This is a genomic window from Sulfitobacter sp. R86518 (genome assembly GCF_042466275.1).
Classification (GTDB): domain Bacteria; phylum Pseudomonadota; class Alphaproteobacteria; order Rhodobacterales; family Rhodobacteraceae; genus Sulfitobacter; species Sulfitobacter pontiacus.
The window spans coordinates 1,281,593-1,304,814 of sequence record NZ_JAXHCA010000005.1; the positions used below are offsets into that span (position 1 = coordinate 1,281,593).

21 protein-coding genes, 1 tRNA gene, 1 pseudogene and 1 riboswitch are annotated in these 23,222 nt (G+C 61.8%); of the genes and pseudogenes, 7 read left to right on the forward strand and 16 right to left on the reverse strand.

Features of this window, described 5'->3' with window-relative positions:
* Positions 1-39 precede the first annotated feature (39 nt).
* The 5 genes and pseudogenes from tpiA to rimK form a co-directional block, all read right to left on the reverse strand.
* Positions 40-789 carry a triose-phosphate isomerase gene (gene tpiA / locus SJY36_RS07165; RefSeq protein WP_386173891.1) on the reverse strand — a complete coding sequence of 250 codons (750 nt, stop codon included), beginning with the start codon at positions 787-789 and terminating at the stop codon, positions 40-42.
* Between the two features lie 99 nt (positions 790-888).
* Positions 889-1,233 (reverse strand): iron-sulfur cluster assembly accessory protein, encoded by a 345-nt coding sequence (locus SJY36_RS07170; protein ID WP_005853040.1) that lies wholly within the window; start codon positions 1,231-1,233, stop codon positions 889-891.
* A 138-nt stretch (positions 1,234-1,371) separates the two neighbouring features.
* On the reverse strand, positions 1,372-2,583 hold the full coding sequence (locus tag SJY36_RS07175) for a glycerophosphodiester phosphodiesterase family protein (RefSeq protein WP_386173893.1): 1,212 nt from the start codon (positions 2,581-2,583) through the stop codon (positions 1,372-1,374).
* Between the two features lie 125 nt (positions 2,584-2,708).
* A pseudogene (locus SJY36_RS07180) lies at positions 2,709-3,072 on the reverse strand (SUF system Fe-S cluster assembly protein).
* 86 nt (positions 3,073-3,158) lie between these two features.
* Positions 3,159-4,541, reverse strand: coding sequence for a 30S ribosomal protein S6--L-glutamate ligase (gene rimK / locus SJY36_RS07185; RefSeq protein ID WP_005853045.1), 1,383 nt, complete (start codon positions 4,539-4,541; stop codon positions 3,159-3,161).
* A gap of 230 nt (positions 4,542-4,771) precedes the next feature.
* On the opposite strand from rimK, the gene tgt reads away from it, so the two are divergent.
* The 4 genes from tgt (at position 4,772) to SJY36_RS07205 (ending at position 10,335) form a co-directional block, all read left to right on the forward strand.
* Positions 4,772-5,899, forward strand: coding sequence for a tRNA guanosine(34) transglycosylase Tgt (gene tgt, locus SJY36_RS07190; protein ID WP_386173895.1), 1,128 nt, complete (start codon positions 4,772-4,774; stop codon positions 5,897-5,899).
* A gap of 105 nt (positions 5,900-6,004) precedes the next feature.
* Entirely contained in the window at positions 6,005-7,102 is a 1,098-nt protein-coding gene (locus SJY36_RS07195; RefSeq protein ID WP_386173897.1) for an alkene reductase, read from the forward strand.
* Positions 7,103-7,397: 295 nt separating this feature from the next.
* Positions 7,398-9,809 carry an endopeptidase La gene (gene lon / locus SJY36_RS07200; RefSeq protein ID WP_005853049.1) on the forward strand — a complete coding sequence of 804 codons (2,412 nt, stop codon included), beginning with the start codon at positions 7,398-7,400 and terminating at the stop codon, positions 9,807-9,809.
* A 160-nt stretch (positions 9,810-9,969) separates the two neighbouring features.
* On the forward strand, positions 9,970-10,335 hold the full coding sequence (locus SJY36_RS07205; protein WP_386173899.1) for an HU family DNA-binding protein: 366 nt from the start codon (positions 9,970-9,972) through the stop codon (positions 10,333-10,335).
* A gap of 201 nt (positions 10,336-10,536) precedes the next feature.
* Here SJY36_RS07205 and SJY36_RS07210 read toward each other — a convergent pair.
* A tRNA-Val gene (locus SJY36_RS07210) sits at positions 10,537-10,612 on the reverse strand.
* 370 nt (positions 10,613-10,982) lie between these two features.
* Here SJY36_RS07210 and SJY36_RS07215 point away from each other — a divergent pair.
* Positions 10,983-11,792: a crotonase/enoyl-CoA hydratase family protein gene (locus tag SJY36_RS07215; RefSeq protein WP_009826810.1), complete on the forward strand. Its 810-nt coding sequence runs from the start codon at positions 10,983-10,985 to the stop codon at positions 11,790-11,792.
* A 13-nt stretch (positions 11,793-11,805) separates the two neighbouring features.
* Here SJY36_RS07215 and SJY36_RS07220 read toward each other — a convergent pair whose 3' ends face one another.
* Genes SJY36_RS07220 through thiD form a run of 10 tightly spaced genes read right to left on the reverse strand, consistent with a single transcriptional unit; the run spans position 11,806 to position 19,251 of the window.
* Entirely contained in the window at positions 11,806-12,579 is a 774-nt protein-coding gene (locus tag SJY36_RS07220) for an ABC transporter permease (RefSeq protein WP_386173902.1), read from the reverse strand.
* Entirely contained in the window at positions 12,576-13,301 is a 726-nt protein-coding gene (locus tag SJY36_RS07225; protein WP_386173904.1) for an ABC transporter ATP-binding protein, read from the reverse strand. Before SJY36_RS07225 ends, SJY36_RS07220 begins: the two co-directional genes overlap by 4 nt.
* Positions 13,298-13,981, reverse strand: coding sequence for a thiaminase II (gene tenA / locus SJY36_RS07230; protein WP_386173906.1), 684 nt, complete (start codon positions 13,979-13,981; stop codon positions 13,298-13,300). Before tenA ends, SJY36_RS07225 begins: the two co-directional genes overlap by 4 nt.
* Positions 13,978-14,916, reverse strand: coding sequence for an ABC transporter substrate-binding protein (locus tag SJY36_RS07235; protein WP_005853063.1), 939 nt, complete (start codon positions 14,914-14,916; stop codon positions 13,978-13,980). The genes tenA and SJY36_RS07235 overlap by 4 nt, the downstream gene beginning before the upstream one ends.
* Complete coding sequence (locus tag SJY36_RS07240; RefSeq protein WP_386173908.1) at positions 14,903-15,925, reverse strand: ThiF family adenylyltransferase; 1,023 nt, start codon at positions 15,923-15,925, stop codon at positions 14,903-14,905. The genes SJY36_RS07235 and SJY36_RS07240 overlap by 14 nt, the downstream gene beginning before the upstream one ends.
* Entirely contained in the window at positions 15,904-16,500 is a 597-nt protein-coding gene (locus SJY36_RS07245) for a thiamine phosphate synthase (protein ID WP_386173910.1), read from the reverse strand. Before SJY36_RS07245 ends, SJY36_RS07240 begins: the two co-directional genes overlap by 22 nt.
* Entirely contained in the window at positions 16,497-17,270 is a 774-nt protein-coding gene (locus SJY36_RS07250; RefSeq protein WP_340241058.1) for a thiazole synthase, read from the reverse strand. Before SJY36_RS07250 ends, SJY36_RS07245 begins: the two co-directional genes overlap by 4 nt.
* 1 nt (position 17,271) lies before the next feature.
* A complete protein-coding gene (gene thiS, locus SJY36_RS07255) occupies positions 17,272-17,469 on the reverse strand; it encodes a sulfur carrier protein ThiS (protein WP_386173913.1) in 198 nt (65 codons plus the stop codon).
* Positions 17,453-18,448: an FAD-dependent oxidoreductase gene (locus tag SJY36_RS07260; RefSeq protein ID WP_386173915.1), complete on the reverse strand. Its 996-nt coding sequence runs from the start codon at positions 18,446-18,448 to the stop codon at positions 17,453-17,455. Before SJY36_RS07260 ends, thiS begins: the two co-directional genes overlap by 17 nt.
* Positions 18,445-19,251: a bifunctional hydroxymethylpyrimidine kinase/phosphomethylpyrimidine kinase gene (gene thiD / locus SJY36_RS07265; RefSeq protein WP_386173917.1), complete on the reverse strand. Its 807-nt coding sequence runs from the start codon at positions 19,249-19,251 to the stop codon at positions 18,445-18,447. The genes SJY36_RS07260 and thiD overlap by 4 nt, the downstream gene beginning before the upstream one ends.
* Positions 19,252-19,318: 67 nt before the next feature.
* Positions 19,319-19,419: riboswitch (TPP riboswitch) on the reverse strand.
* A 560-nt stretch (positions 19,420-19,979) separates the two neighbouring features.
* On the opposite strand from thiD, the gene SJY36_RS07270 reads away from it, so the two are divergent.
* On the forward strand, positions 19,980-21,170 hold the full coding sequence (locus SJY36_RS07270) for a TAXI family TRAP transporter solute-binding subunit (protein WP_386173919.1): 1,191 nt from the start codon (positions 19,980-19,982) through the stop codon (positions 21,168-21,170).
* A 101-nt stretch (positions 21,171-21,271) separates the two neighbouring features.
* Complete coding sequence (locus SJY36_RS07275) at positions 21,272-23,209, forward strand: TRAP transporter permease (protein ID WP_386173921.1); 1,938 nt, start codon at positions 21,272-21,274, stop codon at positions 23,207-23,209.
* Positions 23,210-23,222: the final 13 nt, after the last annotated feature.

The window sequence follows — 23,222 nt, forward strand, 5'->3', positions numbered from 1 at the left end:
ATGTGTGTCATGCCATGAGTTTATTTGGCAAAATGAAGATCACGCGGCAGAGAGCGCCTGAAGGATCGGGACGAAATCAGCGGGTGTAAGGCTCGCCCCGCCGATCAGGGCACCGTCCACGTTATCGACCTTGAAGATCTCTGCCGCGTTGTCCGGTTTGACCGAGCCGCCGTACAGCAGCCGCAGCGCGTCGCTGACATCCGTGCCAAAGCGTTCGGCCAGTGTTGCGCGGATGAAGTCATGCACCTCGACGATCTGGTCAAGGGTCGGGATTTTACCGGTGCCGATCGCCCAGATGGGTTCATACGCGAGGACGGTATTCTCGCCGGTGCAGCCGTCGGGCAGGGAGCCTGCAAGCTGTTCGGCGATGACATCCAGGGTGGTGCCCGCGCTGCGATCCGCCTCGCTTTCGCCGATGCAGATGATGGCGGTCAGCCCCGCGTCCCAAGCGGCCTGCGCCTTGGCCGAGACATCAGCATCCGTTTCGCCATAGGCATCGCGGCGCTCGGAATGGCCGAGGATCACATAGGTCGCGCCGACCTCCTTGATCATCGAGGCAGAGATATCGCCAGTGAAGGCACCTTTCGGCTTTGCGTGGCAATCCTGCGCGCCGATGCCGACGGGGGTGCCTTGGGCCTTGGTGACCGCTGGCAGAAGGTAGGGGGCGGGCGGGCAGATCACCGCCTCTGCACGGGTGCTGTCCATTGCAGCGGCCACATCGGCCAGCATGTCGAGACCGGCCAGCGTGCCGTTCATCTTCCAGTTTCCAGCGGCAAGCTTGCGGCGCATATGCAAATCCTTCACGTGGTTTTTCAAAGGGATACCAGCGCCACCCCGACAGGGCAACGGCAAGCTGCGATCACGCCCCGCCAGCGCGGCGCGATACCGTTAGCCGAATTTGATGGATTCGCCGCAGCCGCAGGCTTCGGTCACATTGGGATTGCGGAACTTGAAGCCGGATTCCAGCAGCGAGGTTTCATAATCGATCTCGGTGCCGAAAAGGAACATCTGCGCCATCGGCGCAATCATCACGCGCGCGCCGTCCTGTTCGACGACCTCGTCATTGGCGTCGGCCTCGTTCACATACTCCATCGTATATTCCATGCCGGCGCAGCCACCCTTCTTGATGCCGATGCGCAGACCGGCGTGGCCGGCGGACGTCATCAGCTTGGTGATCTGATTGGCGGCTTTGGGGGTGATGGTGACGGCTTGCTTGCCTGGGATTGCGAACATGCTGAATACTCCTGTTACCGACAAGATAAGGGCTTTGGCGGGGTTTCTCAAGCGGGGGGATGCACAATAGCAAAAGGCCGCCCCCGAAGGGACGGCCCATGTCGTCACGCGCGATTGCGCCGGATCAAACGCCGTAGGTTACAGACCCATGCAGTTGGCATAGTAGGTGACGGTCGCGGGCCAGTCAGAGAAGACCCCCTTGACGCCAGCGTCCTGTGCCAGCACGTCCAGCGCGACCAGATAGTCGCTGTCGTCGGTGATGATGTCGCCAACGGATTGGAAATACCAGCCACCGCCCGTGGACAGCGGACCGGAGCGTTCGAGCGTCCAGGCGATCAGGTTCAAACCGGCTTCGCTGGCTTTCTTGGCATAGTCAGAGGCGGCCAGAGCGCCGTCTTTGTTGGTCAGCAGCATGTTCAGCGATGGGGCCAGGTACTGCACGCCTTGCTCTTTCAACTGGGCGAAATCCTGTGTCCAGGTGCTGGGGTCCTGTTCGTCGAACCCTTCGCTCCATTCCACGAGATAGACGGCCTGTTTGCCGAACTCGGGCTCTGCCTTGATCCAGTAAAGCACGTCATCCAGGTTGAACGACTGCGCCCAAACGTCCGAGGCAGGGATGCCCGCGGCTTTGTATTCGTCGATCATCTTCTGCGCATAGTCTTCCTGGCTGAAGCCGTCATGGGGCATCTCGACCGAAGGGGACTTGAGCTCGGGGGTGAATTTCGCGCCGAGGGATTTGAACAGCTCGATCAATTCCGCGTGGGTCATCAGATCGGCACCGTCGCTGTACAGCTGGGTGCGGAAGCTGGCCACGCCGCCCTGATAGTCTTCGGCGGTGGTGGCGGTGGCGTCGGCGCTGTCCATCTTGGGCGTCAGGGTGCGGAACTCTGCCAAGGTGATGTCCGAGGTGCGGCATTCCGCGCTGGCACCTTCTTCGCCCGCAGCCGCGGTGAAGCCGGTGGTGCATTTCTCGGCCAGATCGGAGACCAGGATATTGGTGGTGGTGTGCAGATCGTTCTGCGCGTGACGGCAGACCAGTTCGTGATCGGCGGTAAAGGTCACGTCGCATTCCAGAATGCCTGCACCCTGGCGGGCGGCGGCAACGTTGGACTGAACGGTATGCTCGGGGAACATCAGCGGCGCGCCGCGGTGCCCGATGGAGAAATCGGATTTGGACGCGGTCTGGCCCATGCAAGACGCCAGCTTGTCCTTGAGGTCACCATCGGGAAGCTTGTCCACCAGATAGGCAGGACGGGCACCGTATTCGACAGGGACGGGGGTGCTGTGGGCGTCGGCCAGCAGCGCGGTGGGGGCCAAAGCCAAAGCTGTAAGGGCAGTAGTTAGTCGCATGATCGCTCCAAATAAAATCATCTGGCAGCGGTGTGGCTACCCTATGTTACAATGATGCGACCATTGCGTGAAACTCATGTAAAATCAACCGGGACGTGAAATGCGCCCCGGTTTCAGCCTATCGGTTACATGAAGCCCAGTTCAAGACGGGCTTCGTCAGACATCATATCCATGCCCCATGGTGGCTCCCAGACCAGTTCCACGTCGACGGTTTTCACGCCGGGCAGGGGTTCGACCGCATCGGCGACCCAGCCGGGCATCTCGCCTGCGACGGGGCAGCCGGGCGCGGTGAGGGACATCTTGATGTTGACCTCGTTTTCCGCGTTGATGTCGATCGTGTAGATCAACCCCAGCTCATAGATATTCACTGGAATCTCAGGGTCATAGACAGTGCGGCAGGCTTCGGTGATCTGCTCGTACAGCGGATGATCCGTTGACGAGGGCGCAATCAGAAGGGGTGCCTTCAAGAGGTTGTGTGCTGTCAGTCATCAGGGCCTCGCTCCTTTTTCTTATCGTTTATATAGGGATTGCAGCGGGCACCGTCCAGAGGGCGGACCCGCGATCCAATGCGGAACTTAAGCTTTGCGCTTGCGTACCGGCTGCGGCTTTACCCGCGCTTCGATCATATCATAGACCATGCCGACGATATCCTTGCCGGTGGCTTTCTCGATCCCTTCGAACCCGGGAGAGCTGTTGACCTCAAGCACCTTTGGCCCGCTGTCCGACCGCAGCAGATCCACACCGGCAGTGCCCAGACCAAAGGCCCGTGCCGCACGCAGGGCGGTATCGCGTTCAACCTTGGTGATGCGCACGACCTGAGCGGTGCCGCCACGGTGCAGGTTGGAGCGGAAATCGCCATCCGCGCCGGTGCGCTTCATCGCAGCCACGACCTTGCCATCCACCACAAGACAGCGCAGATCCTCGCCCGCGGCTTCCTTGACGAAATCTTGAACAAGAAAGTTCGCCTTGAGCCCGCGGAAGGCATCAATCACGGATTCCGCCGCCTTCTTAGTCTCGGCCAGCACCACACCTTTGCCTTGGGTGGATTCCAGCAGTTTCACGATCAGCGGCGCGGTGCCCACCAGCGCCATGAGGTTCGACGTGTCCTTGGGCGAAGCAGCAAAAGCGGTGGTCGGCATGCCGATTTTCTTCGACGCCAAGACCTGATGCGCATGCAGCTTGTCGCGGCTCGACAAGATACCGGCAGAGCCGTTGACGCAGTAGGTCCCGATGGTTTCGAACTGCCGGATCACCGCGCAGCCATAGGGCGTGACCGAGGCACCGATCCGCGGGATCACCGCGTCATAGCGCGGCAGACGTTTGCCATCGTAATGCACTTCGGGAGCCATGGCGTTGATCGCCATATAGCAACGGGTGGTATCGATCACTTCGACAGTATGGCCACGGGCCTCGCCGACTTCGACCAGACGCGAGGTGGAATAGTTGCTGGCTTCACGGCTCAGCACGGCAACACGCAACGCGCGTTTGGGCGCGCGGTGGCGCACAGCGGCGGTATGGTAGACGTCATAGCTCAGATCCGGTTGCAACCGTTTCTCGGTGGGCGAGATGGTGATGTGATCTGTCAGCGCCTGACGGCCCAGCAACATGCGGCTGGTCATGCCCGCACGGTTGGTCAGGGTCACGTCAATGGGCCAGCTTTGCCCTGCGACATCCATCTTGGTCGAGATGACATAGCGCAGCTCTGCCTCGCCATTCGACGAGGTGACCTCGCGCCGGTCAATAATGGGCGCGGAGCAGGTGATGGTGATGTCTTCGTTGCCGGCCACAGGATGCACGTTGAACCGGACCTTGGGCTTGGAGGCGGGGCCGAAGACTTCGATGTCATGGGCATGCAGCGCCGATGTGCGCGCGCCGGTGTCGATCTTTGCCTTGATCGCGGGAAGCCCCAATTCGGGAAGGGCGACCCATTCTTCCCAGCCAAACGTCAATTCTTGCATGTCACGCACTCCGGCACAGCTAAATCATCCCGCCGCCTAGCAGGTCGCCTGCGTCTACTCAAGTCACGACACGGGCTTCCAAATGGCATAAATCCCGGGGTCCGGGGCAGCGCCCCGGCGGTCCTGGCTGGACATAGCGCAGATTTACGGTGCTTCCATGACAGCCTTGTGGAACGCGCGGCTAAACTGCGCGATTGCGCCTATGCGGGGGACATCTTATAGCCGCAGTCATGAAAAAATTCTCGTTCGATCTTCAGGCCCGCGATGGTGCGGCGCGTACCGGTGTCATCTCTACCCCGCGGGGCGATATTCGCACGCCGGCCTTCATGCCTGTGGGCACGGCTGCCACGGTCAAGGCGATGATGCCCGAAAGCGTCGCCGCGACCGGTGCGGACATCCTGCTGGGCAATACCTATCACCTGATGCTGCGCCCCACTGCCGAACGGATCGACCGTTTGGGCGGGCTGCACAAGTTCATGAACTGGGACAAGCCGATCCTCACCGATTCCGGCGGGTTTCAGGTGATGAGCCTGTCGGGGCTGCGCAAGCTGACGGAAAAGGGCGTGACCTTCAAAAGCCATGTGGACGGGTCGAAACACGAATTGACCCCCGAACGGTCGATGGAGATTCAAAAGCTGCTCGGCTCCGATATCGTCATGTGCTTTGACGAATGTCCCGCGCTGCCTGCGGATCGCGCGCGGATCGCGGAGTCGATGCGGATGTCGATGCGGTGGGCCAAGCGCAGCCGCGAAGCCTTTGGCGACCGTCCGGGTCATGCTCTCTTTGGTATCCAGCAGGGCGGGCTGGAACGTGACTTCCGCGAGGAAAGTGCCAAGGCGCTGATCGACGTGGGCTTTGACGGCTACGCTGTCGGCGGCCTTGCCGTGGGCGAGGGGCAAGAGGCGATGTTCGGCTGTCTCGACTTCGCCACCGATATGCTGCCCGTGGATCGGCCGCGCTATCTGATGGGGGTGGGCAAGCCGGATGATATCGTCGGGGCCGTGGCCCGCGGGATCGATATGATGGACTGCGTTTTGCCATCACGCTCTGGCCGGACGGGGCAGGTGTTCACGCGTCACGGCGTTGTGAACATCAAGAACGCACGCCACGCCGATGACCCGCGTCCGCTGGACGAAGCCTGCACATGCCCGGCGTGTTCAAACTACAGTCGGGCCTATCTGCATCATGTGTTCCGTAGTCAGGAAATGATCTCGGGGATGCTGCTGACATGGCATAACCTGCATTATTTCCAGGAAATCATGGCGGGTATGCGCGACGCGATTGCGGCGGGGACATTTGACGCCTGGCAGGCTGACTTTCATAGCCAGCGTGCCCAAGGCGACATCGAGCCGCTTTAGAAAAACCCTCGCGTGAATGGAATAAACCTTCCGCCCCGTCCTTGCGATGACGGGGCGGAAGGTTAGGTGCTGTAGACAAGAAACAACACCGCAAAGGAGTTTTCCATGACCGAGGCATTATTCACCCCCCTGAAGGTCGGTGGCATCGAGGCCGCGAACCGCATTGTGATGGCCCCGCTGACCCGCAGCCGCGCCAATGACGACAGTGGCGAAGTCGGCGACATGCACGTCGAATACTACGCACAGCGCGCCGGTGCCGGGATCATCATCACCGAAGCGTCCCAGATTAGCGCCGAAGGCAAAGGCTACATCAAGACCCCCGGCATCTACACCGAAGGGCAGGTTGCTGCCTGGAAAAAGGTGACGGACGCGGTGCACGCCAAGGGCGGCAAGATCGTGATCCAGCTGTGGCACGTGGGCCGGATCAGCCATGTGGACATCCAGCCTGACGGACAAAAGCCCGTCGCCCCCTCGGCCATCGCGGCAGAGGTGAAGACCTTTACCAAAGACGGTATGACCCCGACATCTGAACCGCGCGCGTTGGAGTTGGACGAGATGCCGCGCATTGTCGCCGATTATGTCCACGCAACCAAGATGGCGCGCAAGGCAGGCTTTGACGGGGTCGAGGTCCACGGGGCGAACGGCTATCTGCTGGACCAATTCCTCAAGACCTCAAGCAACAAACGCGAAGACGCCTATGGCGGGTCGGTCGAGAACCGCGCGCGGCTGCTGTTCGAAGTGCTGGACGGTGTTGTAAACGCATGGGATGGCGATCACGTCGGCCTGCGCCTGTCGCCTTTCTCGCCTGCGAACGGCATCGCGGATAATGACCCGCAAGAGACGTTCACCTACGTCGTGGATGCGCTGAACAAATACAATCTGGCCTATCTGCACATGGTCGAAGGCTCGACCGGCCAGTCGCGCGATCTGGACAGCGGCGAAGATCTTGGCAAGCTGCGGTCGCTGTTCAACGGCGTCTACATGGCAAATAACCTTTATGACCGCGACATGGCGATCGATGCCGTGGCCAGCGGCAAGGCTGATCTGGTGGCCTTTGGCCGGCCCTATATCGCCAACCCCGATCTGGCAAAACGGCTCGAACTTAACGCACCGCTGAACGAGGGGGATACGAAAACCTTCTATGCCGGTGGCGAAGAGGGCTATACCGATTATCCCTTCCTCGAAGAGGTCGCGGCAGAGTAAGCTCGTTAAACGCGAAAAAGCACATATCCGGCCCGTTTTCTGTCATTCGGGCCGGTTAACCATGGTTCTTGGCGGTTTTCGCGGATAATCATGCGATCCGCGCTTGTCTGTCCGCCGGTGGCGGTTCATTCTAGGGCGACCCTCACGCCAGATGGCCCGCATACGAACGGATCACAGCATCATGGGGATTGAAACAGGCGGGTAGGGTCCCCAGATATCCTACTCAGAACAGGAGATGAACGAACGGTCGCCTAAGATAGGGGCCAGTGTCATCTTGCAGTATAAGGAAAAGAGCATGTTAGAGCCTCTGAACGCGTCCTACCCGGTATTGCCTTTGCGCGATATTGTGGTGTTCCCCCACATGATTGTACCGCTTTTCGTGGGCCGCGATAAATCTGTTCGCGCCCTCGAAGAAGTCATGGCCGATGACAAGCAGATCCTGCTGTCGAGCCAGATTGACCCCGGCGTGGATGACCCCGATTCCGATGGTATTTTCAACACCGGCGTCCTGGCGAATGTCTTGCAACTGCTGAAGCTGCCCGACGGCACCGTAAAGGTTTTGGTCGAGGGTCAGGCGCGGGTGCGCATCACGGAATACCTCGAAAACGATAGCTTCTTTGAAGCCTCTGCCGAATATCTGACGGAAGAGCCCGGTGACGAGACCACCACTCAGGCGCTGTTGAAATCCGTCGCCGAAGAGTTTGAGCGTTATTCCAAGGTCAAGAAGAACGTCCCCGAAGAAGCGCTGTCGGCGGTGACCGAAGCGTCCGAGCCTGCACGTCTGGCCGATCTGGTCGCGGGGCACCTCGGCATCGAGGTCGAGCAGAAACAAGACCTGCTTGAAACCCTGTCCGTCTCCGAGCGGCTCGAGAAAGTATACGGGCTGATGCAGGGCGAAATGTCCGTTCTGCAGGTCGAGAAAAAGATCAAGACCCGCGTCAAATCCCAGATGGAGAAGACGCAGCGCGAGTACTACCTGAACGAGCAGATGAAGGCCATTCAGAACGAGCTTGGCGATGGTGAGGATGGCAAGAATGAAGTCGCGGAACTGGAAGCCCGCATCGCGGACACCAAGCTGAGCAAAGAGGCCAAGGAAAAGGTCGACGCCGAGCTGAAGAAGCTCAAGAACATGTCGCCGATGTCTGCCGAGGCCACCGTGGTGCGCAACTACCTCGACTGGATCCTGTCGATCCCGTGGGGCGTGAAATCGCGCACCAAAAAAGACCTCGCCAAGGCGCAGCAGGTGCTGGATGATGATCACTATGGCCTTGAAAAGGTTAAAGAACGCATCGTCGAATATCTTGCGGTGCAACAACGCTCCAGCAAGCTGAAAGGCCCGATCATGTGCCTTGTCGGCCCTCCCGGTGTGGGTAAAACCTCGCTTGGGAAGTCTGTTGCCAAGGCGACGGGGCGCGAATTTATTCGCATCTCGCTGGGTGGCGTGCGTGACGAATCCGAGATCCGCGGTCACCGCCGGACCTACATCGGCTCCATGCCCGGCAAGATCATTCAGGCGCTGAAAAAGGCGAAAACCACGAACCCGCTTATCTTGCTCGACGAAATCGACAAGATGGGTCAGGATTTCCGTGGCGACCCTGCGTCGGCCATGCTCGAGGTGCTTGATCCGGAACAGAACGGCACATTCGTCGACCACTACTTGGAAGTGGAATACGATCTGTCGAATGTCATGTTCCTGACCACGTCGAACAGCTACAACATGCCCGGGCCTTTGCTTGACCGGATGGAGATTATCCCCCTGTCGGGCTATACCGAGGATGAGAAGCGCGAGATCGCGAAACAGCACCTTGTGGCCAAGCAGGTCAAGAACCACGGTTTGAAGGCAAAGGAATTTGCCATCGAAGACAGTGCGTTGACCAGCATGATCCGCTACTACACCCGCGAGGCCGGCGTGCGGAACCTTGAGCGCGAGATCGCCAAGGTTGCGCGGAAATCGCTGACCAAGATCGTCAAGAAGGAAGCCGACGAGATCACCGTGACGGGCGACAACATCGAGGATTTCCTCGGCGTGAAAAAGCACCGCTACGGCTTGGCCGAGCTTGAGGATCAGATCGGCGTCGTGACCGGATTGGCCTATACTTCGGTTGGGGGCGAATTGTTGCAGATCGAAGCCCTGCGCCTGCCGGGTAAAGGTCGGATGAAAACCACCGGTAAGCTCGGCGATGTGATGAAGGAATCCATCGACGCGGCCAGCAGCTATGTGCGGTCGATCAGCCCCAAGATCGGGGTGAAGCCGCCCAAGTTCGACACGCTGGATATCCACGTCCACGTGCCCGATGGTGCGACGCCGAAAGATGGCCCCTCTGCCGGTCTGGCGATGGTGACATCGATCGTGTCGGTGCTGACCCAGATCCCCGTGCGCCGCGATATCGCGATGACGGGGGAGGTGTCCTTGCGCGGGAATGCGATGCCAATCGGCGGCTTGAAGGAAAAGCTGTTGGCGGCGCTGCGTGGTGGGATCACAACGGTTCTCATCCCGACCGAGAACGAAAAGGACCTGCCGGATATCCCGGATAACGTGAAAGAAGGGTTGACCATCATTCCCGTCAAACACGTGTCCGAGGTGCTGAAACATGCGCTGGTCCGCGAGCCCGAAGCGATCGAATGGGATCAGGAGGCAGAAGATGCCGCCGCAGCCGCCGCGCTGGCCCGTCGCAATGCTGCAGGGGATAGCGCGACAGCGCATTAAGCAACGATCAAACCGACATCAGGCCGCCCTTCGGGGCGGCCTTTTTCGTGGGCACGTCCCCGATTTTCGCGCAGGACTGCGTCAGCCCCAAGCACCGCTGGATTTCCCCCGGTGGCCCCGCTAGGGTTTGGTGAAACCTCCCCAACGGACGAGACGTCAAATGGCCACGCCCAAGAAAACCACAACGCCTAAAACAGCCGCACCCGACACCGCCGCAGCACCCGCTGTGGTCGAAGCACCGCGCCCTGTGATCCTCGGCCCTGTGATGCGCAAGAAAGAGCTGATCGACACAGTGGTCGAAAGGTCGGGCGTGAAGAAGCGCGATGCGAAACCCGTCGTTGATGCCATGCTCGCCGTATTGGGCGAAGCACTGTCGGACAGTCGCGAGCTGAACTTGCTGCCGTTCGGCAAGCTGAAAGTGATCAACGAGAAAGAGCTGAAAAACGGCAAGATGATCCGCGTCAAAGTGCGGCAGGTGACACAGGGGCAGGGCGGCGGCGATACCGCTGATCAACCCGACGACTGAGGGCGAAAATCGCTCAAGATCTCTGGCGCAAAGCTACGACGCCCGCAGCGGCCCTTCACCTTGGTGAGGGGTTTTGTCGTATCAAGGGCTGCACCTTGTTGATGCCACAGGCTGCGCAGGCAATCCCTTGACATCAAACGCATAAAACCCCGTCGCCGTCGGCGCAGGTTGCGTTGGTAGAACTGAATTGTGGTGGTGGAGTGGTGGGTCGTGAGAGGCTCGAACTCCCGACATCTTCGGTGTAAACGAAGCGCTCTACCAACTGAGCTAACGACCCGGTAGCGCTCTACTACCCCAAGGTTCAGCCGGGGTTCAACCCCATTTTTGCCGCCCCGGTGATTATTTTCGATTTTTTTCTGACGACGCCCCAAATCAGCGGCGATTCACACGGTAACAGTGCGTTTTCAAACGGTTTTGCCGCCTCCGGCAGATTGCGACGGGGCGAATCCCTGCGGTTCCGTTACCCTTGGGGAAGTCACCGCGCTGAAATCGGCGGATGACCGATAGACGGGCTGTGTTTGGCGCGCTACTCAAGGCACAGTCACGTAAAAGGTGGGAGAGCCTTTTGCATATATTCAGCAAGCCCTTGCAGCAGCAAGGCACCGGGGCCGACCACAATTGCCGGCCCCATAGGAGGAGGAATTCATATGGCCGTTCAGATTGATCCGACCAGCTACCGTAACCTGGACATCAAGGCGCATGACGATGGCGTCTGGGTGGTGACCCTGAACCGTCCCACGAAACGGAATGCCCTGGACATCGACACGATCGAAGAGCTGGTCACCTTCTTTTCCGCCGCACCGCGCGCTGGTGTGCGTGCAGTGGTACTGGCGGGCGCGGGGGATCACTTTTGTGCCGGGCTTGATCTGATCGAACACCATGACGAAGACCGCAGCCCTGCCGATTTCATGCACGTCTGTTTGCGGTGGCACGAGGCGTTCAACAAGATGGAATACGGTGGCGTGCCCGTGATTGCTGCATTGCAAGGGGCCGTTGTCGGCGGCGGGCTAGAGCTTGCCAGCTCTGCCCATGTGCGGGTGATGGACCAAAGCGCGTATTTCGCGCTTCCCGAAGGCCAGCGCGGGCTGTTCACCGGCGGGGGGGCTACGATCCGTGTGACCGATCTGGTCGGGAAGGCGCGGATGATCGACATGATGCTGACCGGGCGCGTCTATCAGGGGCAAGAGGCCGTCGATCTGGGCCTCGCGCAGTATATCGTCGAAGGGTCCAGCATGGACAAGGCGATGGAACTGGCGCGCAAGGCGGCGCAGAACCTGCCGCTGTCGAACTTTGCGATCTGTAGCGCGGTGAGCCATATGCAGAACATGTCGGCGATGGATGCCGCCTATGCCGAAGCTGTGGTCGCCGGTGTGGTCAATACGCAGCCTGACGCACGCGCGCGCCTTGCGGCCTTTGCTGACAAAAGCGGCGCGCGGGTGCGGCCGAACGCGGAATAGCAAGTCGTATGGATCACGCGCGGGTGCTGCGCGTGATCCCGCTTTCGCTGCGCCCTTCGGCATAGCGGGTCAGTCGTTGCGCCAGCAGCCCGACAGAGAGATGCAACAGCACTGTCAAACAGGCGAGCATGATCAACGCGGCGAACATCAGGTCGATCTTGGCACGGCCATTGGCCAGCAGCATCAGGTAGCCCAGCCCCTTTGACGCGCCGACCCATTCGCCAATCACCGCGCCGATCGGCGCATAGACCGCCGCCAGCCGCAGCCCCGTCGCAAGGCTTGGCAGCGCGTGAGGGATTTGCACGTAGCGCATGAACCGCAACGGCCGCGTCCCCATCGATTGCGCCAGATCGCGGTAGCCATCAGGCACGCGGGTCAGCCCGTCGTGAAAGGCCGATGTCACTGGGAAATAGATGATCAACACCGCCATCACGATCTTGGACCCCATGCCATAGCCGAACCACAGCGTCAGCAACGGGGCCAGCGCGAAAACCGGCACGGCTTGGGTAAAGACCAGCAGCGGCAGCAGCAAACGCTCTGCCGTTTTGGACAGCGCCAGATGGATCGCGGTAACAGCCCCCAAGGCGGTGCCGATCAGCAGCCCCAGCAGCACCTCGACGGTGGTGACCCATGCGTTCTCGATCAGCGTCTCACGGGCGCGATAGGCCGCCTGCGCCACGCGCCACGGCGAGGGCAGGATATAGTGCGGCGCGTCGGTCAGCAGCACCGCGCCCTGCCAAAGACCAAGCCCCAGCAGGATCGCAAGCAGTATGTCGTATCGCCTCATGCAGGCACCCCCCGCAGATGGGACAGCAGCGCGCTTTGGCAGGCCCAAACCTCGGGCGCGGTGACGGGGCGCGGCGCGGGAAGCGCGGGGACGGGCCAGCTTTGCGCGCCCGTGGCAGAGAGGATCAGGATGTGGTCGGCCAGCCGCGCCGCCTCGGCCGGATCATGGGTGACCAGCAGCACGGTCCGCCCGTGCAACAGCTCTGCCGCGAGCTCTTGCATCGCGGCGCGGGTGCCCGCGTCCAGCGCCGAGAACGGCTCGTCCAGAAAGACCACCGTGCGATCCTCCAGCAAGGTCCGCGCCAGCGCTGCCCGCTGCCGCATCCCGCCCGACAAGGCGGCGGGTTTCTTATGGGCATGATCCTGCAGACCGACCCGCGCAAGCATGGCGGAGGCACGGTCCCTGTCAGGCGTGGTCCCCCGCAGCCGGTCGCCGATCATGATGTTTTCGATCACCGTAAGCCAGGGTAACAGCAGGTCGGATTGCGCCATATAGCTGATCCGCCCCGCCAGTGGTTGCCCGTCAGAGGCGGTGATCGTGCCGTCAAATGCGCCGCCCGTCTCAAGCCCCAGCAGCAGCCGCAACACCGTGGATTTGCCCACCCCCGACGGGCCGAGCAAGCAGGTCCACGCCCCCGCGGCGAGGGTCATATCCATGTCAAACAGGGGGCGCGCGTCAATCCGGTGTTGTCCCGCCAGACGCAGCGCGGGCGGCGGGGTCATGGCAGGTCCAGCCCCATCTGCCAAAAGCCGACCTCTAGCCGTGTGGCCGTGGAAAAGCGGTTCTGCAGTGCCGCGCGACGGGGGGCGGTTTCAAGGTCACCGATCCGCCGCGCAACCGCCGCGTCGACCATCGCGCCCACCGTCTGGGACAGCGCCTGATAGTCGGGGTCGGCGTAGGTCTCGATCCACTCGGCATAGGGCGTGTCGGCGCTGCGGGTCTGGGCCAGGCGCTGCCCGATCTCCCCATAGCCCATGACGCATGGCAGCAGCGCCGCCATCAGATCAAGGAAATCCCCCTGCATCCCGGCATCCAGCACATAGCGCGTATAGGCGAGGTTGGCGGGGGCTTCCGTCGCGGTGAAAAGCGCCGCTTCGTCGATACCCGCCGCAGCACAGGTGCGGATATGCAGCGCCATCTCGTGATTGACCAGCGCATCCACCGTGGCGGCGCAGGTCTTCATCTCTTCCATCGTTTCCGATTTGACCACCGCCATCGACCAAGCGCGAGAGAAATGCACAAGGAAAACATAATCTTGGATCAGATAGTTCACAAAGCAACGGCGCGGCAAGCTGCCGTCGCGCAACCCTTCGACAAAAGCATGGTGGGTATAGTCTTGCCAATCCGCCGCCGCAGCAGCGCGCCAAATCGCGAAGCTGCGGCCATAGTCCGGCGCGCTCATCGGGCGGTCACATCAATGGCGATGGTCGACACAGGAGAGATGTCGGGGATCAGACCCGCGTCATGCAAGAACGTCTCGAATGTGGCGTAGCGTCCGGCATCCATCGCCGTGGGGCGCAGGGCGAAACGGGGCAGCGTGTCTTTCCACGCGCGGGCATTCAGCTCGTCCTGCAGATCGGCAGAGGTGGCGGCGAAAACCTCCCAGCTTTCTTCGGGGTGGTTCACGATATATTGCGTCGCTTTCTCGGTCGCGGCCAGAAACCGCGCGATCATGTCCTTGTCCATCGTGTCGCGGTTGGCGACGTAGATCAACTCGTCATACGGCGGCAGACCCTCTTCCTCGACGTAGAAACAGGTGCCATCGACGCCTTCGATATCCATCTGGTTCAGCTCGAAATTGCGGAAGGCCCCGATGACCGCATCCACCTGACCGGACATCAACGACGGTGACAGCGACCAGTTGACGTTTACCAGCTCCACATCATCCAGCGACAGCCCGTGATGGGTCAGGATCGCGCCAAGCACGGCCTCTTCGACACCGCCGACAGAGAATCCGACCTTTTTGCCCGCCAGATCCGCAGGAGAAGCGATGGGTCCATCGGTCAGCGCCAGCAGGCAGTTCAGCGGCGTGGCCACTAGCGTGCCGACCCGTTGCAAGGGCAGACCTTCGTGGATTTGCAGGTGCAACTGCGGCTGATAGGAAATCGCAAGATCTGCCTTGCCTGCGGCGACCAGCTTGGGCGGGTCGGAAGGATCGGCGGGTGCGATGACCTCTACGCTCAAGTCCTGTTCGGCGAAGTATCCTTTTTCCTGCGCCACGATGATCGGCCCGTGGTCGGGGTTCACGAACCAGTCCAGCAGCAAGACCATTTCGTCCTGCGCCAGCGCCGGGCCAGAGGTCAGCGCCAGCGCGGCCAGAATGTTACGAAGTTTCATCGGTTTGTCCTTTCAACGGGGAAGGCTCGCCCATGGCGAGCAGGGTAATGGGGCCATGCCAGTAGCTGGCCAGATGGGTCGCCGCCTGCCACGCGCGCAGGCCCGAACGGCAGGCGATCACCGCGCGGGGCTGATGTGTCGGGCGGGGAGCGTTGCGGAGGAAATCGGGCAGGGTGATGCGCCGCGCTGTGGGTGTCGCGGCTGTGGGAGCCTCATCCGGCCCGCGCAGATCGACGACCCAATCGCTTGCGCGGATCTGCGAGGGCGCGACAAATCCGAAACCGTGGTCAGGCTCCGGCGCGGTATCAAAGCGGAAGCCGCCAAAACGATAGGAGGCAAGATCAAAGCTGATCAATTGCCCCAGAGGGGACGGCGACAGTCCAAGCAGGCAAGCCAGCGCCATCTGTGCTTGTGCGGCACCGATCGTGGCGACAACCGGCCCCATCACTCCCGCCGTGTCGCAGCTCGCCGCGCGGTCCGGCAGATCGGGGAAGACCGCCCGCAGCGACGGCGCGCCGCCGCAGAACCCGCCGACATAGCCGCCAAACCCAAGGGCCGAGGCGCTGATCAAGGGCAGACCCGCGTTCAGGCAGTGATCCGATAGCACATAGCTTGCTGCGAAGCTGTCGGCGCAATCCAGCACGAGCATCGCATCATGGCACAGCTTTGCCACGGTATCCGGCCCAAGGGTCACGGGGTGGGCCACCACGGTGCACGCGCTGTTGCGCGCGGTTAGGGCGCGGGCGGCAGCGGTGACCTTGGGCGTGCCGATATCGGCCTCGGTAAACAGGGTCTGGCGGTGCAGGTTTGACAGGGCCACGTCATCACCGTCCACCAGCGTGATATGCCCCACACCGGCCCCCGCCAGCAGGGGCAGTACCGGTGCCGCCAGCCCGCCCGCGCCGACCACCACCACCCGTGCCGCCGCCAGCGCCTCTTGGCCCGATGGGCCGACCTGCGGCAGGATCATCTGGCGGGCATAGCGGGTCATCGAGTTGCCCCCAGCCATGCGGTGATGCGATCTTCGGGCGAGGGGTTCAGTGTGATGTCGGTCACCGCCGCGACGCAATCGGCACCGGCATCAAAAGCACCCGCCGCGCGGTCGACCGACATGCCACCGATGGCCACAAGCGGGGTCTGCCCCACCCGCTCACGCCAGTCGCGCAGACGGTCCAGCCCCTGCGCGTGCCACTTCATCTGCTTCAGGATCGTCGGGTAGATCGGGCCGAGGGCGATATAATCGGGCCGCAGGTCCAGGGCGCGGGTCAGTTCGGCCTTGTCGTGGGTACTAATGCCCAAACGTGCACCCGCATTGCGGATGGCGGTGAGGTCGGCGCTGTCCAGATCCTCTTGTCCCAGATGGATAAAATCACACCCCTCGTCGAGCGCGATACGCCAGTGATCGTTGATCACGAGGGTACAGTCGTGTTTGGCGCAGATCGCCTTGGCCTGCCGGATGTCGCGCCGCAAGGCAGGGTCGGGCGCATCCTTGATCCGCAGTTGCACCAGTTTGATGCCAAGGGGCACCAGCCGTTCCAGCCAGGCGGCGCTGTCGAAGATCGGGTAGAAACGGTCAAGGGTCATTCCAGAAACGCCTTTCCGATCAGGGGGGTAGAGGGCGCGGCCATATCGCGGGGCGGCATCGGGTCCGCATCGGCGGCAAGCTGTCCGGCGCGGATCGCGGTGGCAAAGGCCTCGGCCATGGCGGCGGGGTCACCGGCTTTGGCGACAGCGGTGTTCAGCAACACCGCGTCAAAGCCCAGCTCCATCGCTTGTGCGGCGTGCGAGGGCAGGCCGATGCCCGCGTCGATCACCAGCGGCACGTCCGGAAAATGCGCCCGCATGGCGCGCAGCCCGAAAAGGTTGTTCAGCCCCATCCCCGACCCGATGGGCGCGCCCCAGGGCATCAGCACCTCGCAGCCCGCCCGCAGCAATCTATCCGCGACCACAAGGTCTTCGGTGGTGTAGGGAAAGACCTGAAACCCGTCCTCGCTCAGGATGCGGGCGGCCTCGACCAGACCGAAGACATCGGGCTGCAACGTGTCCTCCTCGCCGATGACCTCGAGCTTGATCCAGCGTGTGTCGAACACCTCGCGGGCCATATGGGCGGTGGTGACGGCCTCTTTGACGCTGTGACATCCGGCGGTGTTGGGCAGCACATGGACGTCAAGCGCGCGGATCAGTTCCCAGAAGTCCTGACCGGCGCGATCCCGTCCGCTTTCGCGCCGCAGCGATACGGTCGCCACCGCCGCCCCGCTGCGCGCAAAGGCTTCTGACAGCACCTTGGGCGAGGGGTATTGCGCGGTGCCCAGCATCAGACCATTGGCAAGGGTTTCTCCGTAAAAGGGGCGCATCTTAGCCTCCTTGCATGGGGGCGAGCACTTCGATGCTGTCGCCGGAGGACAAGTGGTGGCTGGCCCGCAGGCTGGCGGGGATAAAGCTGCCATTGACGGCGGTAGCGACTTTCGCGCCGCCAAATCCTTCGGACTCTAGCAGGGCGGCAAGCGTGGGCGCCTCATTGTCGAGCGGGGCACCGTTAAGCTGTAGTTTCATGGAAAATCTCCGGTGTTTTGGCTTCAAGGATCAGGTCAGCCACCATGGTCGCCAGCGCGGGGGCGAGCAGGAAACCGTGGCGATACAGACCGTTGGCGCGGATCAGATTGCCCTGCCGTTCGATGCGCGGCAGGTTGTCGGGGAAGGCGGGGCGGCTGTCGACGCCGATCTCTAGGATCTCGGCCTCGCCAAAGGCGGGGGACAGTGCGTAGGCTGCGCTCAGCAGTTCAAGCACGGACCGCACGCTGGCATGGGCACCGGCGCGGCCTTCGACCATTGTGGCCCCGAGCATGTAAATCCCGTCACCGCGCGGTACGAGGTAGATCGGCACACGTGGGTGCAGCACGCGGATGGGGCGGGTGATCGCGATATCGGGGCAGGACAGCAGCGCCATTTCCCCTTTCACGCCGCGCAACTCAGGCAGATCGGCGCGCGCGTGATAGCCGCGGCAATCAACGACGAGGCCGCCTTGCGCCAGCGCTTCGGGGGCGGCCTCGCCCTGTTCGAAACTGGCCCCATCGGCCACCAGCCCGCGCCACAGCTCTGCCAGCGCAATGCGGGGCGACAGGTGGGCCTCGGTCTGGAAATAGAGCCCTTTGGCAAAGCGGTCGCCAAGGTCGGGTTCAAGCGCCGCAATCTCTGCACCCGTCAGGGTTTGGTGGCTTGTCGTGCGGCGCGCAAAGCGGGTCAGATCGCTGCTGTCCCGCGCCGGAGAGATCACAAGTGACCCGCGTCGGTGCAGCGATGTGGTGTGTTGGTCCCACCAATCCGCCGCCCTTTGGCCCAGCCGGATCACCGGTTCCTCGGCGCTTTCACCTTCGCAAAACGGGGCGAGCATGCCGCCAGCCCACCAAGAACACCCTTGCGGACCGGGCTGGCGGGCTCGGTCGATCAGATGCACGCGCATCCCGCGATCCAGCAAGACACGCGCGATACACAGCCCCGCGACGCCCGCGCCGATGATGGTGACCTGCGTCATGACCAGACCGCGTGGAAGTGATGCACTGGCCCGTGGCCCGTGCCGATATCGAGTTGATCCGCGGCGATGATGGCGCGGTGCAGATAGTCATGGGCGGCCTGTACCGCCGCGCCAAGGGGTTTGCCGTGGGCCAGCCCCGCAGCGATGGCCGCGGCGTAGGTGCATCCCGTCCCGTGGGTATTGCGCGTGTCGATGCGCGGCGCGCTGAGCCATGTGACACGCTCTGCGGTGACCAGTGCGTCGCTACAGATATTGCCCGCGCTATGGCCGCCCTTCATCAGCACCGCCTTCGGCCCCATCTTTAGCAACGCGCGGGCCTGCGTGACCATCTGGTCGGCGCTGTCAGCCTCGGGCTGGTTCAACAGGCGGGCGGCTTCGGGCAGGTTGGGGGTCAGCAGATCGGCGCGCGGCAGGATATCCGCGACCAACGCTGCGACGGCGTCTTCTTGCAACAGCGCATCGCCGGATTTTGCGATCATCACCGGATCAACCACGACGGCCCCCCGAAACGCGGAGAGCGCAGCGGCCACCGCCTGAATAATCTGCGGAGAAAACAACATGCCCAGTTTGATCGACTGCACCGAAAGATCGGACAGCACCGCATCGATCTGGGCCGCGACGATGGGGGCGGGGATCTCGTGTACCGCGCTGACGCTGCGCGTGTTCTGCGCGGTCACGGCGGTGATCACGCTGGCGGCATAGACACCATTGGCCGACATCGCCTTGATATCGGCCTGAATACCGGCACCGCCGCCGCTGTCGGAACCGGCGATGGTCAGGGAAATGGGGGTCGTCTTAGTCACATGCTCGCCTTTCGGTGGTGGGCAAGCAGACGCAAGAATGAGCTTTGTGGCGTGGACCCAAGGCCGTTGCACAAAGATACCCGTTCCCTACGCCGGTATTGCCCGGATCAGGTTCGACGGGTCGGTGCACGCACCTCTCAGCCCCCTAGGGCACCCCGACGGATAGATGTTGGAACTGCGGCCCCCGTGGGGGCGTGCAGCGTCGTTGCCTTAGGCGTAGCCAAGTTCGGCAAACGGTGCAAGCCGCAAAATATTCAACCAAGGGTGGCGATATTTTGGGCAAAACGGGCGCGGTTTGGACAGCCCTCCTGACGCTTGTCAGCCGAAACAACGCCTCGTAACCCAAAGCAACGTAACGTCACATTTCCCATATTCTGGGGCGTTAACCCTTTGGCATCAGCAAACTAGGGGTGATCGCGCAAAGACCCCGCGCGGCTGCGGTATCAAGTTCTGTTCTGCGGTATTGGCATCGAAATATCTTGCCCCTAGGCTGATTGACAGATTGAGTCGGATACCCTCGGGAGGAGGGGGCCGACACTCGGGAGGATGCGTTTTCTGGCCCGTTTTACGGGTCATTCCGGACGCGTCGCGACAAGCATTGGGAGGTGCTGCGTGACATCTGCAAAGATCACATCTGCGTCCTGCGCATGGGCATCCGTAGTTTTTGCGGTGCCTGTGATCCTGCGATCCCGAACAATCCAAAGATGTACAACAGGGAGAGAGACCACATGAAGAATATGACACGTTTTGCCAAGGCCGCTGTCGGGTCCTTTGCGGTATCCATGGCGCTTTCGGGCGTCGCGATGGCGCAGGAGTATGAGTGGCCGCGCATGCTCGTGATTGCCACGCCGGGCACGTCGACAGGCAGCTTTGCCTCGACCAACGGTTGGGGGCCTGCGTTGCAAAAAGAAACCGGCACCACCGTGCGGATCGTTCCCGAAGACAGCGAGCCCATGCGCTACAAACGTTTGACCGACCGCGAAGACATCGCGATCGCGTCGGTTTCCGCGTCGGAAATGGCGTTGCAAGCGGAAGGGGTCGGCGGCTACGCCTCGGCGAAACCCATGCCGCAGCGGATCTTGTGGCACCACAACGACACCCCTTGGGGCTTTGTTGTGGCTGGCGATTCCGAGCTTCAAAGCCTTGAAGACATCGGCAAAGGCGGCGTGCGCGTCACCTCGGGCGTGTTCTCGCCCGCGATTGTCTCTGCGATCACCCAGGCCCTGCCTGCCTTTATCGGCATGACGCCCGAAGAAGCACAGGAAAAGATCGAATTCGTCCCGGCCTCCAGCTACGGTGAAAACTGTCGTTCGGTTGTCGAGGGGAAGTCCGATGTGGCCTATTGCTCGCCGATCTCTTCCGTTCTGTCCGAAATGGAAGGCGCGCCGGGCAGCATTCGCTGGCTGCCGATGGATCCCGCCAACACAGAAGGTTGGGACGGCTACCTCAGCTACCGCCCCATGACGATCCCCTCGACCATCTCTATGGGGGTGAGCACCGCCAAGGGTGTCGAGTCCATGACGTCGAACTTCGTCTATGCCGTGCCGGTCACCGCAGAAGAGGATTTCGTCTATAACATGGCGAAGTGGATGAATGAATCCCACGACAACTACAAAGGATCGCACGCGCTGGCGACCCGCATGTCGCTGGAGCATTTCCGCAACTTCCTGGATGCAAACCCGATCCCTGTGCACGAAGGCACGGTGAAATACCTGCGTGAAATCGGGGCGTGGACCGAAGAAGACGATGCCTGGAACAACGAGGCCATCGAGAAGATGGACGCGTGGATCGCGGCACGCAACGCCGGCATGAAAGAGGCGATGGAGCAGGGCGTCGAGATGAATTTCGAGAACCAGGAGTATCTCGACATTCTGGCCAAGCACACCGACGGGCTGGAGCCGTTCCGCTCGCGTCTGTAACGCCGCGCCGGACCGTCATCGACGGCAAAAGACAGGGCGGAGCACAGCGTGCTCCGTCCTCCTAAGACACTGCCACAGCGCCCTTATTTTCAGGATCATCCATGTCAGCAACACAACACTCTCCGGCGGCTGAAACGGCTGTCGAACCCTCGTCCGAGACGACGCGACTGGGGGGATTATTCTCGTTCACCAGCATCGCTTTTGTGCTGCTGTGTACCTTTGGCCTCGGGATGGGGCTGGCCTATGTATTCGGCGTTCCCATCGGCGGGCGGCGTCTGATCGAGGGGCAGTATTACTGGGTCTTCATCGGCACCTTCCTTGCGGCGGCGTTCATCGCGCTGCCAGCGGTGAAATCGCACACCCATGTGCCGATCTATGACATCGTGGCGGCCGCCGTGGGCTTTGGCATCTGCATGTGGTTTTCCATGTATGCATGGGAGATCGTGCAGGCGGGCTGGACCAATTTCTACGCGGGCGTCGTGCTTTGGCTGCTGATGCTTGAAATCGCGCGCCGGTCGGGGGGCATCCCCTTCTTGCTCGTGGTGCTGGTGCTGGGGCTTTACCCGCTGGTGGCCGATTACTTCCCCGGTTTGCTGATGGGCATCCCTTATACGTTTGAACGCATGATCGAGGCGCATGTCTTCCGCACCGAAGGGTTGATGGGCATTACCACCAAGATCGTGGCCGAGATCGTGCTGGGCTTTCTGGTCTTTGCGGGCGTGCTGATCGCCACGGGGGCGGGGCAGTTCTTTATCGATCTGGCCAATGCGGGCTTTGGCAAGTACCGCGGCGGTCCAGCGAAAGTATCGATCGTGGCCAGCGCCTTTTTCGGGTCGCTGTCGGGGTCGATTTTCTCGAACATCGCGGGCACCGGGTCGATCACCATTCCGACTATGAAAAAAGTCGGCTACCCGCCCCATTACGCTGGCGCGATCGAGGCCTGCGCCTCGACCGGCGGGGTGGTGATGCCGCCGGTGATGGGGGCGATTGCCTTTGTCATGGCGATCACCATCGGTGTGGATTACGCGACCGTGATGGTGGCCGCGATCCTGCCGTCGGTGTTGTTCTACTTTGGCCTGATCCTGCAAGTCGACGCCTATGCCGCGCGCAAGGGGCTGGTGGGGATGAAACCCGAAAACCTGCCCTCGGCCCGCGAGGTGATGAAGCGCGGCTGGCCCTTCTTGCTGGTCATGATCTTTCTGGTCTGGGGCCTGCTGTATATGCGGTGGGAGTATTACGCCCCGTGGTACGCCAGTGCGCTGATGATCGCGCTGAGCTTCCTGCAACGCGAGACCATGATGACGCCTGCGCGCATCTTTGAAACCCTGCGTCAGGTGGGTACGCTGGTCACACAGACCGCAGCGATCATCCTGCCGATTGCCTTTGTGGTCAGCGCCTTGACCATCACCGGTGTGACAGGGTCGATGACCTCTGGGCTGGTCGCTTTGGGCGGGGATAACGTCTATCTCGTGATCGCGCTTGGGGTTTTGGCCTGCTTTGTCATGGGCATGGCGGGGCTTGCGATTGTGGCCTACATCTTCCTTGCGGTGACGCTGGCGCCCGCGATCATCGAAATCGGCGGGTTGAACACGGTCGCGGTGCACTTTTTCATCGTCTACTACGCGATGCTGTCGGTGATCACGCCTCCGGTGGGGGCTGCGGCGTTTCTGGCGGCGACGATTGCGGGGGCCAAGCCGATGCTGACCTCCTTCACTGCGATGCGGTTGGGGGTGGTGATCTACTTTGTGCCGCTGTTCTTCCTGTTCCAGCCTGCGCTGGTGCTGCAGGGCGATCTGACGCCGCTGATCTATGTGCTGCCGTCGATCATCATCGGCATCACGCTGCTGTCCGGCGGGCTTGAGGGCTATCTGCTGGGCGTCGGTATGGTGCGGCCCTGGTTGCGTCTGCCGCTGGGGATCGCGGGCTTTGCCTTCAGCTTTCCGGGGCTGACGACGACGCTGATCGCGGGGGTCGCCTCGGCGGTGCTTGTCGCGGTGATCTGGCGGGACAACCGCAACGGCGTGGTTGCGGTCCCTTAAGATTTGGCGCGCG